At 37.8% G+C, this 12,685-nt stretch carries 15 protein-coding genes; 6 read left to right on the forward strand and 9 right to left on the reverse strand.

Going from position 1 to position 12,685, the window contains the following annotated elements; all coding sequences use genetic code 11:
- Positions 1-10: 10 nt before the first annotated feature.
- From NST66_RS14765 to NST66_RS14775, 3 genes are all read right to left on the reverse strand, one after another.
- Positions 11-403 carry a hypothetical protein gene (locus NST66_RS14765; RefSeq protein WP_028414388.1) on the reverse strand — a complete coding sequence of 131 codons (393 nt, stop codon included), beginning with the start codon at positions 401-403 and terminating at the stop codon, positions 11-13.
- 146 nt (positions 404-549) lie between these two features.
- Positions 550-720 carry a hypothetical protein gene (locus NST66_RS14770; protein ID WP_013083852.1) on the reverse strand — a complete coding sequence of 57 codons (171 nt, stop codon included), beginning with the start codon at positions 718-720 and terminating at the stop codon, positions 550-552.
- Between the two features lie 286 nt (positions 721-1,006).
- Positions 1,007-2,497 (reverse strand): MFS transporter, encoded by a 1,491-nt coding sequence (locus tag NST66_RS14775; RefSeq protein WP_033580583.1) that lies wholly within the window; start codon positions 2,495-2,497, stop codon positions 1,007-1,009.
- A gap of 295 nt (positions 2,498-2,792) precedes the next feature.
- Here NST66_RS14775 and NST66_RS14780 point away from each other — a divergent pair, with 295 nt between their 5' ends.
- The 5 genes from NST66_RS14780 to NST66_RS14800 all read left to right on the forward strand — a co-directional run bounded on the left by NST66_RS14780 (position 2,793) and on the right by NST66_RS14800 (position 6,789).
- Positions 2,793-3,107, forward strand: a complete 315-nt coding sequence (locus tag NST66_RS14780) for an ArsR/SmtB family transcription factor (protein ID WP_013083854.1) — start codon at positions 2,793-2,795, stop codon at positions 3,105-3,107.
- A gap of 70 nt (positions 3,108-3,177) precedes the next feature.
- Positions 3,178-3,606 carry a DMT family transporter gene (locus NST66_RS14785; RefSeq protein WP_028409192.1) on the forward strand — a complete coding sequence of 143 codons (429 nt, stop codon included), beginning with the start codon at positions 3,178-3,180 and terminating at the stop codon, positions 3,604-3,606.
- A gap of 12 nt (positions 3,607-3,618) precedes the next feature.
- Positions 3,619-4,071, forward strand: a complete 453-nt coding sequence (locus NST66_RS14790) for a DMT family transporter (protein ID WP_013057779.1) — start codon at positions 3,619-3,621, stop codon at positions 4,069-4,071.
- Positions 4,072-4,309: 238 nt separating this feature from the next.
- Positions 4,310-4,765: a hypothetical protein gene (locus tag NST66_RS14795; RefSeq protein ID WP_028414391.1), complete on the forward strand. Its 456-nt coding sequence runs from the start codon at positions 4,310-4,312 to the stop codon at positions 4,763-4,765.
- 401 nt (positions 4,766-5,166) lie between these two features.
- Positions 5,167-6,789 (forward strand): APC family permease, encoded by a 1,623-nt coding sequence (locus tag NST66_RS14800; protein WP_028414392.1) that lies wholly within the window; start codon positions 5,167-5,169, stop codon positions 6,787-6,789.
- A 30-nt stretch (positions 6,790-6,819) separates the two neighbouring features.
- Here NST66_RS14800 and NST66_RS14805 read toward each other — a convergent pair whose 3' ends face one another.
- From NST66_RS14805 to NST66_RS14830, 6 genes are all read right to left on the reverse strand, one after another.
- The gene (locus tag NST66_RS14805; protein WP_028414393.1) at positions 6,820-7,239 is read right to left on the reverse strand and encodes an Rrf2 family transcriptional regulator; all 420 of its coding nucleotides are present in this window, start codon (positions 7,237-7,239) and stop codon (positions 6,820-6,822) included.
- A 99-nt stretch (positions 7,240-7,338) separates the two neighbouring features.
- Positions 7,339-7,983, reverse strand: coding sequence for a hypothetical protein (locus NST66_RS14810; protein WP_033580581.1), 645 nt, complete (start codon positions 7,981-7,983; stop codon positions 7,339-7,341).
- Positions 7,984-8,172: 189 nt separating this feature from the next.
- Positions 8,173-8,538, reverse strand: a complete 366-nt coding sequence (locus NST66_RS14815; protein ID WP_025751140.1) for a hypothetical protein — start codon at positions 8,536-8,538, stop codon at positions 8,173-8,175.
- Positions 8,535-8,840 (reverse strand): antibiotic biosynthesis monooxygenase family protein, encoded by a 306-nt coding sequence (locus NST66_RS14820; RefSeq protein ID WP_013057785.1) that lies wholly within the window; start codon positions 8,838-8,840, stop codon positions 8,535-8,537. Before NST66_RS14820 ends, NST66_RS14815 begins: the two co-directional genes overlap by 4 nt.
- 163 nt (positions 8,841-9,003) lie before the next feature.
- On the reverse strand, positions 9,004-10,236 hold the full coding sequence (locus NST66_RS14825) for an NAD(P)-dependent malic enzyme (protein WP_033580580.1): 1,233 nt from the start codon (positions 10,234-10,236) through the stop codon (positions 9,004-9,006).
- Between the two features lie 270 nt (positions 10,237-10,506).
- Positions 10,507-11,301: an aminoglycoside N(3)-acetyltransferase gene (locus NST66_RS14830; protein ID WP_328132619.1), complete on the reverse strand. Its 795-nt coding sequence runs from the start codon at positions 11,299-11,301 to the stop codon at positions 10,507-10,509.
- 317 nt (positions 11,302-11,618) lie between these two features.
- Here NST66_RS14830 and NST66_RS14835 point away from each other — a divergent pair, with 317 nt between their 5' ends.
- Positions 11,619-12,623: a DUF3231 family protein gene (locus tag NST66_RS14835; protein ID WP_328132620.1), complete on the forward strand. Its 1,005-nt coding sequence runs from the start codon at positions 11,619-11,621 to the stop codon at positions 12,621-12,623.
- Positions 12,624-12,685 lie beyond the last annotated feature (62 nt).

A 12,685-nucleotide genomic window follows, 5' to 3' on the forward strand; every position in this document is an offset into this window, starting at 1 on the left:
CAGGTTGCTTCTAATCTTCTAGCTGCATGTCTAAATAGGCTACTACTTCTTTTGTTATTTCCTCTTCTGTTTCTTCCATCAGCTCTCCGGTTATCTTGCTGCCTGGGAGCTTCTTCGAAGAACGAATGCCCAAAAATGTGCGTACACAGTGCCAGATAGGAATAAAAAGACCATCTAAAAACTCATCTTTTTCTAAAATACCCACTTGAATAGTGGCGTGATAACCAGGGTGAAAAGGATTTTCCCCTTCACGGATCACATCTACAGAGATCTCCATCCCCTTTTTTTCAAAAGCTTCTTTATATTGTTCATATATGGATTTGAGAAGTTCTTGCATAGACCTTTCAACCTTATGTATATGCTTTTCTAACTGCGGCGTAAATTGTTTTGCGGTGTATTCCATCTATTTCCCTCTTCTTTCGGTTCCCTATCTATTATTTTAGCGACTTTTATTTTATTGTATCATAAGAAAAGCGTTCGTCTGTCTAGCAGAAAACCCCGCTTTTTTGTAGAAAAGCGGGGTTCATACATACCTTTATCAGCAATAGCCTACATTGCTTTATCTTGTTTAGAAGATGATTTTAATTTTTTATTTTTAGTTGGATCTGGCTCATTAGAAGACATGATGATGTTTCCTTCGCCGTTGCACACTTTGCACTTTATCAATCCAAATTTCTTACCGGCTCCTTGGCATTGTGGACAAACATATCGAATTGGCATAAACTGTACCTTCCTTTTTTCTAATTTATACCTGCGCCTTGAAAGCGCCTGTGGTTAATTTATAGTTTCATTATAAATTGTACAATCCACCCTATCAAGACGTGCCAAATTGCACATCTTTAATGGCAAGAAATTCTTCCTTTCTAAAATTCACCTAAAAAATGAGTCGATAGGCAGGAGAATTTCTATTGTTGTTAAAAGGCAATACGTCAGAGGAAGTTTCTTATTGGATATAATTAGCGAATCCCCGCGCTAAAAATTTTACTTTTTTTCGTGAATCTAAAGGCTAAACAACCGTTTTATCTCGAATTTCTTTTGAAATGGTTACGTCTTTCCAAAGCTGTTCGTATTTATAGCCCGTTAAACTTTCACAAACCGCTTTCGCTTCAGGAGTAACGGCGGTCGCCGGGCCCCCCTTTTTTCTTCTTTCAATTTCAGCTAATAAAATTTTGTGATTTTTCGGACTTATTTTAAACCATATGGTTGCTATAATTCCCATGAGAATTAAAATAGCAGGTACAATCATGAACAGCTTTTGTAAGCCGGCTAGCGTAGACGCTGACTGCTCGGCATTTGGTACATAGCCAATATTCTTTAAGGCAATACCAACAAGAAAAATCGCAAGCGCCTGAGACGATTTTCGAATAAATGACATCAGCCCTGCATACACGCCTTCTCGTCTTTTTGTCGTAATCATCTCATCTACATCTGATACAAACGGCAGTACATTCCATGGAATCATGATCGCTCCCGAATGACCGCTTCCTAAAAAAAATGCCGCTAAGTAAATAAGAACTAACGAGCTATCTGTTGTTAGGAAACTGAATAAAATAATGCCCGTTCCCCAAATGACCATGCTGAAGTTATAGGTTAATTTATTTCCTAACTTAATGGCTATGTACGTAACAAGAGGAATAAATAGCACTTGTGTAATTTGCACAAAGCTCAGGGTATCTGCATAAATCGCTTCGCGCAGCATGTAATAGGCAATAAAATAAAAGAAAAGAGCATTAAATACATCCATTGCAATGTAAGATGCTAAATACATGGCAAGGTACACGTTAAACGACTTATTTTTAAATGCACTTCCAAAACTGATAAACAGCTGCTTAAATTCTAACCAAAATCTGTTTTTCTTTTTTCGTTCCACTACTTCTCCGCTATCCCATGTTCCCTTGTAAACAAAAATCCATGGAAGAGCAAAAAGAAGTCCAAAGATAATGCCCATGATTAAATATCCTTGTCCGCCTGGAAATGCATCAATGATTCGTTTCGGGAAAAAAGCACCTAAAAATGAAGCGCCTTGTGAAAAGACCATGCGTATTCCCGTCATTTTCGAACGAATACTATAATCTGTCGTCATTTCTGCTGCTAGCGTATTGTAAGGAACCATGACCATACCAAACGCGGTATTAAATAAAAGATAGGCTAAAATAAAATAGGTGTATTTAAACATATGTGAGCCTTCAATAGGAATCCACAGCATACTGAACGTGATGGCAACTGGAATGATTCCAAAAAGAAAAAAGACTCTTCTTCGTCCTTTTTTTGTCTGAAGATGATCAGATATGTACCCAATGGTTGGATCTAATAAAGCATCCCACACTTTTCCAAGAGCTACAATCGTTCCTGCTTCTACAGGAGAAAGCCCGACTACATCCGTTAAAAAAACCATAAATAATGTGCCGATAATAAAAAAGGATCCTCCGCCAAACAAATCCCCAAATCCATACGCTACCATATTACGAAAGCGCACTTGTTTTGTTTTCCCTTGCATATGCAGCCCTCCCCCTGAGTAAATAGACTAGCTTCTTTTGTTATTCACTTTTTTCTATTTTACTAAACTATCCCTTAAAAAATAAGGAATATGTCATCTGTTCTACTAACAAAAATAAAATGCTTTCTACTTATATAAATAGAAAAATAGCTGGGTAAAACGTTCTTCTTTATGTCCTATTATAAGTTGACTTTTTGTTCACAGCTGTTATAATTCAACCCATCGCTGATTATTTAACTATAAAATGCAAACTTGAACATTTGACATCTGAGCTGTGACGAATAAAATAATAAGTATGAAACCTATTGATATCTTTAAAGCATTATCTAATGAAACTCGATTAAATATATTAGAGTGGTTAAAAGAACCTGAAAAGCATTTTAAAGACAAACAAGCACATTTGCCTAAGGAGGTCAGCAGCAGAGGCGGTGTTTGCGTGGGAGATATTCAGGAAAAAGCTCAGCTGTCTCAGTCCACAGTGTCCAGTTATCTTTCCATGATGCAAAAAGCAGGTTTGTTAGAGTCAATTCGGCACGGTCAATGGACATACTATCGCCGAAATGAAGAAACGCTTCAAGAGCTTTCTTCATTCTTACGAAAAAAACTTTAACGAGTTTTTTTCACTCGTTATATCTATTTTTCTAGATATATAAATATAAAGAAATATTGGAGTGATAAACGTGAAGTTGTTGGTTTATTTAGTTGCGGTTTTAGGCGGCGCTGCTTTAAGTATGGAAGGCGCCATTGCCGGAGAACTCGGAAAAACAGTTGGAAAACTTGAAAGCAGTTATTATATTTTTATCATGGGAACGCTCATTTTAGGTCTGACCACTTTATTTGCTGGAAAGGGAGATCTACCTTACGTCTTAAAAGCGCCTAAGTGGAATTTAACCGGTGGATTATTAGGTACGGTTTATTTAACGATTCTAGTGATTAGTATCCCCTTTATCGGAATTGGTGTTTCAATGGTTGCGGTTATTGTGGGCCAAATGATTACAAGCATGATCATTGAGCATTTTGGTTGGCTTGGCAGCAGCAAAATTAAAATTAACAAAGAACGCGTAATGGCTATTGTATGTATGGGAATTGCGCTTGTACTTATTTTCTAGGAGGGTTTTACGATGAGTTTATTAATGGTAATACTTACCTTAATAGGAGGATTAACGCTAAGCGCTCAGTCTTCTATTAACGGTACTTTAAGTAAAAAAACAGGTACGTTTGAAACAGCTTTTTTAACCTTTGCAACAGGTGCCATGATTTTAACGATTGTCGTGGTCTTCTTTGGACAAGGAAACATTCTCTCTGTTTTTGATGTCCCTAAATGGCAGCTTACTTGCGCTTTATTCGGAGCATCTTATTTGTTTCTAACCGTTTTAGCCGTTCCTAAAATTGGCGTAACAGCAGCTAATATTTCAACTGTTATCGGTCAGTTATTTGCAAGTATGATTATCGACCATTTTGGCTGGTTTGGAAGCAAAGAAGTACCCTTTGATCTATCCCGCTGGATTGGTGTAGCATTTATGTTATTAGCTCTTTATTTTATTTTCAAAGGCAATAAGAAAACAGCAGCATAAAATATTCATGAAAATAGCCAAGTGTCCCTATGTAAAGGCGCACTTGGCTATTTTTGTACGTAAACCACGTTTGAATTTTCAATCAATTATTTAGAACATATTTTATTTAAATGAAATTGGTTTTTAATCAGGTGAATTTCACAAAAAACTGTGCATACCTTCATGCCTTTGTTCAAAAGATAAAGATGCAGATCTAGAAAATCAGCTACATAAACGAACAGGTAAGGTGGGTTTTTTCGTGGGAAAATTTTTGTTTTTAGCAGCATTTGTCTTTTTTTGTTTTACGCTTTCCATTTCCGCAGAAGAAAATATACCAGAAGAAAATATAGAATCACACGTAAGTCAGCCTGTTGTAAAAGATTTTATTTATCAATCTCTTGAACCTTGGGTACATCAAGATATTACTTCTCATTATGAGAAGGTGTACGGTAAACAGCATAAAAAAGTAAAAGTTCGCCCGATTAAAAAAGATGATATCGGAATACAAATGGGTGAAATACAGCCAGGTAAAGGCGGTAAGTTCACTCATATTGTGCGGGTAAAAATCTTAAACTTGAAAGTAAAACCTGAGGGAGAAGATGAATTCTTTGCAACGGATACGCTTATTTACAAAGTGAATATCAACGACCTTTCTGCTGAAAATGATGTAGAAAACGTCGTAAAATTACTCGAGTATAAACATCAAGAAAGATAAAGGCTCAAAAAGCCAATTCTTACCCCTTTTGAAGGTATTTATTCCGCTATTCAAAAGGGGCTTTATTATGAAGTGTGTTTTCTCTTCACAATTTTAGGGAATATAACTACCACTTATCCCCTAATTTTTTCATATTGCTAGTGCATAAGATACGAACTTGATAACTTTTTGTCGGTTTTTATCTATTTCTGTAGGGTTTCTTGTAGGATGAAAAAGAAAGTAAAGCGCTTTAATTGCTATGACAGAAAGGTTGAGGATAGCTGTCCTGCATAACTGGAAATCAATAGGTATTAAGAACTGCATGTAACGACAAAAGTTGACAGCGAAAGATTTCAGAATAATAATAATAAAGCAACAACGTTTAAACGAAAGACTTATTTTACATGAAAGGTGTTAGTCAGATGAACAATTTACATCGAAGAATGGGAACATTCGCGTTAACCATGACGGGACTTGGATCAATTATTGGTTCCGGCTGGTTATTTGGAGCGTGGCGAGCAGCTCAAATTGCAGGGCCGGCAGCTATTTTATCATGGGTCATTGGAATGGTCGTTATTTTATTTATTGCACTTTCTTACAGTGAATTAGGATCCATGTTTCCCGAAGCCGGCGGGATGGTCAAGTATACGCAGTACTCACACGGTTCGTTTATTGGTTTTATTGCTGCTTGGGCAAACTGGATTGCGATTGTATCCGTTATTCCAGTCGAAGCAGTAGCTTCTGTACAGTATATGAGTTCGTGGCCTTGGAAGTGGGCACAGTGGACAAGCCACCTCGTAGAAAAAGGAACGTTAACTGGCGAAGGATTAGCTATCGCTACTGTGCTATTGATTATTTACTTTTTACTGAATTATTGGACAGTTGGACTATTTTCCAAAGCCAACTCGTTAATTACTATTTTTAAAATTGTTATACCAGGACTTACAATCGGAGCACTTTTATTTGTAGGCTTTCACGGCGAGAACTTCACTTCTGGAAGCAGCATCGCACCAAACGGCTGGGCTAGCGTGCTTACAGCAGTTGCTACGTCTGGGATTGTGTTTGCTTTTAACGGTTTTCAAAGCCCTATTAATATGGCGGGAGAAGCGAAAAATCCGGGCCGCTCTATTCCGATTGCGGTAGTAGGCTCAATTTTAGTTGCTACAGTCATTTATTTGCTTCTACAAATTGCATTTATCGGGGCAGTAAATCCTTCTGATATTGCGAAGGGATGGAGTCATTTAAACTTTAACTCTCCGTTTGCAGATTTAGCCATTGCCCTTAACATTAACTGGCTTGTCATTGTCCTGTATGCAGATGCGTTTGTTTCACCATCTGGAACAGGTATTACGTATACAGCTACTACTGCTCGAATGATTTATGGTATGGAACAAAATAAATATTTGCCAAGTGTCCTAGGACGCCTTCATCCGATTTATGGTGTTCCGCGTCAAGCCATGTTTTTTAACTTAGCTGTTGCTCTTGTCTTTTTGTTTTTATTTCGGGGCTGGGGCGTGCTTGCTGAAATTATTTCAGTCGCTACGCTTATCTCTTACATTACAGGTCCTGTTACGGTTATGACGCTAAGACGAACTGGCAGCGATTTATATCGTCCCCTTCGTTTAAAAGGATTAAGCATCATTGCGCCGCTTGGTTTTATTTTTGCTTCTTTAACGCTATATTGGGCGCGCTGGCCGCTAACTGGACAAGTTTTGTTTATTATTTTAATCGGCCTTCCTATTTATTTTTATTATCAAGCAAAGGCTAAATGGAAAGGCTTTCGACAGAACTTCAAAGGCGGCGTATGGATGGTTGTATACTTACTTTGTATGATGACTATTTCATGGCTTGGAAGCGAAAAGTTTGGCGGTCTTAATGTTATTAAATATGGATGGGATATGGGGATTATTGTTGTTGTTTCTCTTCTCTTCTACACATGGGCTTTAAAAAGCGGCTTCAAAACAGAGTATTTAGAGAATGGAAGAAAAGTAAATGATGACTTAAAAGCAGCAGTGAATGAAACAGCAGCTTCTAAAGAGTCATAACAAAAGCACCTTGCATAAGCAAGGTGCTTTTTAGTGAGCAGTTCTAACTTTTTTCAGCACGTCTTCGATCGTAATTTGATCTAGATGCCTGATTACGCTTTGCTCACTCTCTGTAAAAATGTCGTCCATCACTGTTTGAATGTTTGATTTCACAATACAGTCAGCGTCAGGGTCGCCGCTGCACCAGTGAGGCTTCAACGTTCCTGTCGATATAACTCGGTAAATCAGCCCAAGACTTATTTCAGCAGGGCTGCAGCCTAAAGTATAACCGCCGCCTAGCCCTTCTTTTGTCCGAACCAAGTTGTTTTTTCTGAGTGTACTCATTGTTTTCCGAACCCGTGCAGGATTGGTACAGATATTATAAGCAATCGATTCACTGCTTGCTCGGTGATCTGGTAAATTTGCTAGGAACACTAAGCTGTGCACGGCAATGGTAAATTCACTGTTCATCTTCCATAAACCACCTTTTTTCTTTCTCTACTGTAACGTTAAGTGAGACAGTTCGAAAAGTCAAGAGAGCAAGGAAGGAAAGAAGAACTGTAGCTTTATTTATTCACGGTCTTCTTTTTCTATACTTTCTACTTCGTTAGCTGAGTTGATTTCAAGGTATACCGTCTTTTCTTTTAAACTGCCTTTTTCTTCTTTTTCAAAGTCAGTGCTTTTTTGATACGTTTTTTTGCCGTTTGGAACTTTTACCGTTATATGTTTGTTACTTTCTTCTATAAAAATACCCACAACTTTACGTTCGTTTCCATCTTGTTCGTACACGCCATCTTTATCTGCTTTTGCTTTTGGAGTTAATTCAATACTAATTGCTTCTTGTGTAGCTGCGTCAATCTCAGCTTCTACTTCTTTATTAAGCATATCTTTTAGCTGTGAGCCTTCCACTTCCATCCCAGAGCTCTTTGGTACTTTAACAAGTTGATCATCAATACTCAGCGTCATTTCTTTTTCAGCGTCTTTTTTTAACGTACCAATCAAGTCAAAATCTTCTTCTTTCCCCTTTTTAATGTCTGGGTCATTGGAATACTGCTGTAGCTTTGTCAATTCTTGACGATCTTCAATTGGTTTTTCCTCTGCTTTATGATTGTCTGATTTTGTCTTGTTAGCTGGTTCACCTGAACAAGCTGCCGCACTTCCAATCATACATAGAGTGACCAAGGACAGGATTCCTTTTGTTAGCTGTTTTTGCATATGTATTCTCCTTTTTCTTTTTTATTTCCACCTTTATACATATGTAAAACAAAAAATGAAACATAACGACATCCAGGAAACCTACGTTCACCCTACCAATGAAAAAATCCGAACGGGTTGAATTCTTTATTAAGAATCAAACCCGTTCGGATTTTCTTTCAACTAAAACACTTTTGTCCTAGCTTCTTTTTAAAGCTGCTGTTGCTTCAATATATGATTCGCTTCTTCTAAGTAAGTCACATACGCCTGTACTTGTTTATCACCGTAATTATCTAGTTCAAACAGCGCTTCTTGTATAAAATTAAAATTATCAATAATATGCTGTGTTTTCATGCCTCGGCTTGTAAGTAAATTGTTTAACCATAAGGCATAGTCCGTAAAAATTTGCAGATTGTCTAACTTATATGTTGTCTCAAGATACTTCATATGATAATGATTATCTTCATGGCATCTTTCTTTGCCGCGCTCTCCGAATTTTTCGAGCAAAGAAGGTTCTAACTCGTAGATTTTCTCCGTTACTCTTTCGACGATCTTATTAACAGGAAGTGAACTCATCGTGCCACCACTTTGTACTGAGAAACTTTTGGGATGACGGCTGCCAGTTCTTGATCAGGGTACTTTTTCTCTAAATCATGAATACGCTTGAAATCTTCGCTTCGTACCCAGCTTAAATAATTCTCTTTCGTATCAAATGTAAGCTGAACGGTGAGCTCCCCTGCTCGCTTATCGTTTTGAAGAAGTAGAAAATCTACAAATCCTGGAGCCTCGTCGACTGATTTTGAACGATTTTTATAAATTCCAATCACTTCTTCAGCTTTTTCATCCGGTACATTAAATGTTGAAAATACGGTGTACATCTTTGTTCCTCCCTTTATGATACAAAACCTGGGTTCTTTTCTCTTTATTGTACATCATATAGGAGATGAAATGGTGTTACGTTTAGATTTCACTGGGGTTACAGCAGGTCTTTAACCTAAAAGCCCTTTGAAACAGCGTTTCAAAGGGCTTTTTTATCCGTTATTAGTTTTCGATTTTTGTTAATTGTTCTGTATGTGTTTTTACACGTGCTGGATCAATTGTAATACGGGCAACGCCTGAATCCATTGCTGCTTTTGCTACAGACTCTGCTACAGCTGGCGCTACGCGAGGATCAAATGGTCCAGGGATCACGTAATCTGCGTTTAGCTCTTCTTCTGTAATAAGGGCTGCAATTGCTTCAACAGCAGCTTTTTTCATTTCTTCGTTAATATGAGTAGCGCGAACGTCTAACGCACCGCGGAAAATTCCAGGGAATGCAAGAACGTTATTTACTTGGTTAGGGAAGTCTGAACGACCTGTTCCAATAACAGCCGCTCCTGCTTCTTTTGCAGCGTCTGGCTTGATTTCGGGATTAGGATTTGCCATCGCAAAGATAATTGCATCTTCATTCATTGATTTAACCATCTCTTGAGATAATGCATCTGCTGCAGATACGCCGATAAATACATCTGCGCCTTTAATTACATCGCTTAGCGTACCGCTTTCTTTGTTTACGTTTGTATAAGAAGCCACTTCCGCTTTTACTTTGTTCATACCTTGAGGGCGTCCTTCATAAATAGCACCTCTTGTATCACACATAATCATGTCACGTACACCGTAAGAATAAAGAAGTTTTGTAATAGCAATGCCGGCAGCTCCTGCTCCGTTTAAGACGATTTTTAAATCTTCCATTGATTTATTGACAATTTTTAGTGCATTTACAAGTCCTGCTACTGTTACGATCGCTGTACCGTGCTGATCATCATGGAACACAGGAATATCTACTTCTTTTTTCAGGCGCTCTTCAATTTCAAAGCACTGTGGAGCTGCGATATCTTCTAAGTTAATGCCTCCGAATGTATGAGCCATTAATTTCACAGTTTCAACAATTTTATCTGTATCTGTTGTATCAAGTGTAATTGGGAATGCATCTACGCCTGCAAAGCTTTTAAATAAAATTGCTTTTCCTTCCATAACGGGAAGTGAAGCCGCAGGTCCGATGTTTCCAAGACCAAGAACAGCAGTACCATTTGTCACAACGCCGACCATGTTTCCTTTCATTGTGTAATCATACACCGTTTCTGGATGTTCATGAATTTCTTTACAAGGTTCTGCTACTCCCGGAGAGTAAGCTAAGCTTAAATCTTGAGCGTTTTGAACTTCAACTTTTGATTTAACTTCTAACTTACCTTGTTTTTCTTGATGCATATGTAGTGCTTGATCACGTAGTGACATAATTGTATTCTCTCCTTTTTTTCTATACATTTAAATTTTTTAATGAATTTATTTAACACTTGCTTTTTATCTCCATAATTGTAAGACAACCTGACTGAATAAATTCACAGACAAGTGCCATTATGAAACAAGAAACATAAAAAGTAAACTATCTTGCTTAAACCACTGCTGCGCTTTGTTAATATAAAGTCTAGACGTGTCGGCAACTCTTGTTTGTCTCACTTCAAGTTGTCTGGTATACAGACAACTTAGAAAACATACAACTGCTCACTATAGCGCTTTCAAATACGTTTCAGCAAAATCGACGGCTTTAGGCATTGAAAAGAAGTATGCACGTGCTGAACCAATTTTTTCAGCTTTTATTCCTTTTGCTTCAATAAACGCTTCACCTATCTCTTCAAACAGCCCTTCTCGAAACTCTAATTCTTTATACGTCTTCCATACTCGCTTTCCTGAATCTATAACTGGAGATCCTTTTTGAATCACGTTTCGATATGGAATCCGATATTCTGCTAGATGAAAAGAAGTATTATTCCCAAACCCGACACCTAATAATAAAACAAAGGCATGTTTTTTGTAAAGCCTTTCAAGAGGAGAATTTTCGCCTAAACTAAATTCAAGGGGATGATCTCTTAAGATGTCTTCGCTGTCCTTTCCCCAAGCGGCGAATGAATACATTGGATGGCTGCTTCTTCTTACGCCAGGATATGTTCGAAAAGTTTCCACAATTTGTCCCATCCCGCTTGTTGGCGTTTGGGCTGGATCATATGCAGGCATCGTTTCCCGAATATTTTCCCACCACTCTTTTGGCACAGCCGGATTGCCCCATTCTGATGGATCCGAAAGATCGACCGACTGTGACGGCATAACGATCGTTCCTTCCTCTGTCACTGTCTCCATTAAAGCTTGAACAACGGCTACTGAACCTCCGTTTACCCATCCTAATGAAGATAGTGAAGAATGAACCATGATAGTCATCCCTTGTGTGATGCCTAACCTGCGTAAATCTTCTTTTAACGTCTCTTTCGTTCTAGGATGATCTGTTGCTTGGACAATGTGCTTCATCGTAAGCTCCTTACTTATAGTGCTGCTAGAATGTGTTGCTGAACTCTAGCAATATATGTAAAACTTATGTTTCCATAATAGTAAGAATAACACCAATTGTCAAATTATTTAAAGTAATAGAAAAACTTAGTTTTATTCATATCAGTTATCATACAACTGACTTGTTGGTAAGTTTTATTTCCTTCAACTATCTTACTATAATAACAGCTAATGAATCTTTTCAGTAAAGTAAAAAGAAGAATATTCCTATAAATAAAAGAAATACTAATGAAGCTATACATATTTACATATAACTATTTTCAGGAGGAATGTGTACAATGAGCACATCAAAACTTCCGCCGCTCACGTCCTCGGAGCTCGCTAACTTATGGATGACTTATCAAGAAAAAACGATGATTTCGAGGTTTTTAGAATATTGTCTTGAAGGTAAAGAAGATCATAAAGAGCTTTTTGAGCTGTATTATAGCCGCTCATTAAATATTACAGAGCAAATCAAAGAAATTTTAGAGAACGAAGGTGCGGTTATTCCTTTAGGATTTACTAAACATGATGTAAACCTAGGAGTGCCGAAACTGTTCGACTCCATGTTTGAAATCATGTACGTACGCTTAATGTCTCAGATTGAAACAGGCCTATTTGCTTTGCATTCAACGATGTCCTACCGGGAAGATATACGGAATTTTTTTGTAAATGCAACATCACAATCGCAGAACATATACAATCAATCCACTCAGATATTATTAGAAACCGGCGTCATTGCAAAGCCTCCTTACGTTTCGATGCCAAAAGAAGTTCGGTTTGTCCACGAACAAAATTATATCGGCGGGCTTAGTTGGCTTAGTGAAAAAAGATCTCTTAATACAATTGAAGTGTCGCTTATTCAACATGCCGTTGATACAAATCTTGTCGGAATGCAGCTGATGATTGGCTTTGCTCAAGCAGCTGGCAACAAAGAGGCACAGCAGCATTTTGTCAGCGGGATGAAGCTATCAAAAAAAATTGAAACAGAACTCGGAGATATTTTACGTCATAGCTATATAGAGCCTCCTGCTACCCATGCCGGAAAAGCAACAAGCTCAACTGTTTCTCCTTTTTCAGATAAATTAATGATGTACAACACCAGTCTTCTAAGCACCTTTGGCCTAGGAAGCAATGCTTTAGGGGGTGCTTTTAGCTTAAGAAGTGATTTGCCGCTCAAAATGCTGCAGCTGGCTAAAGACATTTACTTTTTTGCAAAAGAAGGTGGAAAAATTATGATTCAAAACGGATGGCTTGAAGAGCCTCCTCAAATTGAAGATCGCAATCAGTTAACGAAAAAATAGGTTCTTGCAAATGGGAAAGCTAGCTGCTAAACGTGCAGCTAGTCCTATTTGTTTTTTTAGTA

The sequence above is a fragment of the Priestia sp. FSL W8-0524 genome (genome assembly GCF_038005965.1).
Classification (GTDB): Bacteria; Bacillota; Bacilli; order Bacillales; family Bacillaceae_H; genus Priestia; species Priestia zanthoxyli.

Bases quoted from the DNA above. Each gene is read 5' to 3' on its own strand.
- NST66_RS14765 (WP_028414388.1), bottom strand. From the start codon at position 403: ATGGAATACACCGCAAAACAATTTACGCCGCAGTTAGAAAAGCATATA.
- NST66_RS14770 (WP_013083852.1), bottom strand. From the start codon at position 720: ATGCCAATTCGATATGTTTGTCCACAATGCCAAGGAGCCGGTAAGAAA.
- NST66_RS14775 (WP_033580583.1), bottom strand. From the start codon at position 2,497: ATGCAAGGGAAAACAAAACAAGTGCGCTTTCGTAATATGGTAGCGTAT.
- NST66_RS14780 (WP_013083854.1), top strand. From the start codon at position 2,793: ATGAAACCTATTGATATCTTTAAAGCATTATCTAATGAAACTCGATTA.
- NST66_RS14790 (WP_013057779.1), top strand. From the start codon at position 3,619: ATGAGTTTATTAATGGTAATACTTACCTTAATAGGAGGATTAACGCTA.
- NST66_RS14800 (WP_028414392.1), top strand. From the start codon at position 5,167: ATGAACAATTTACATCGAAGAATGGGAACATTCGCGTTAACCATGACG.
- NST66_RS14805 (WP_028414393.1), bottom strand. From the start codon at position 7,239: ATGAACAGTGAATTTACCATTGCCGTGCACAGCTTAGTGTTCCTAGCA.
- NST66_RS14810 (WP_033580581.1), bottom strand. From the start codon at position 7,983: ATGCAAAAACAGCTAACAAAAGGAATCCTGTCCTTGGTCACTCTATGT.
- NST66_RS14815 (WP_025751140.1), bottom strand. From the start codon at position 8,538: ATGAGTTCACTTCCTGTTAATAAGATCGTCGAAAGAGTAACGGAGAAA.
- NST66_RS14820 (WP_013057785.1), bottom strand. From the start codon at position 8,840: ATGTACACCGTATTTTCAACATTTAATGTACCGGATGAAAAAGCTGAA.
- NST66_RS14825 (WP_033580580.1), bottom strand. From the start codon at position 10,236: ATGTCACTACGTGATCAAGCACTACATATGCATCAAGAAAAACAAGGT.
- NST66_RS14830 (WP_328132619.1), bottom strand. From the start codon at position 11,301: ATGAAGCACATTGTCCAAGCAACAGATCATCCTAGAACGAAAGAGACG.
- NST66_RS14835 (WP_328132620.1), top strand. From the start codon at position 11,619: ATGAGCACATCAAAACTTCCGCCGCTCACGTCCTCGGAGCTCGCTAAC.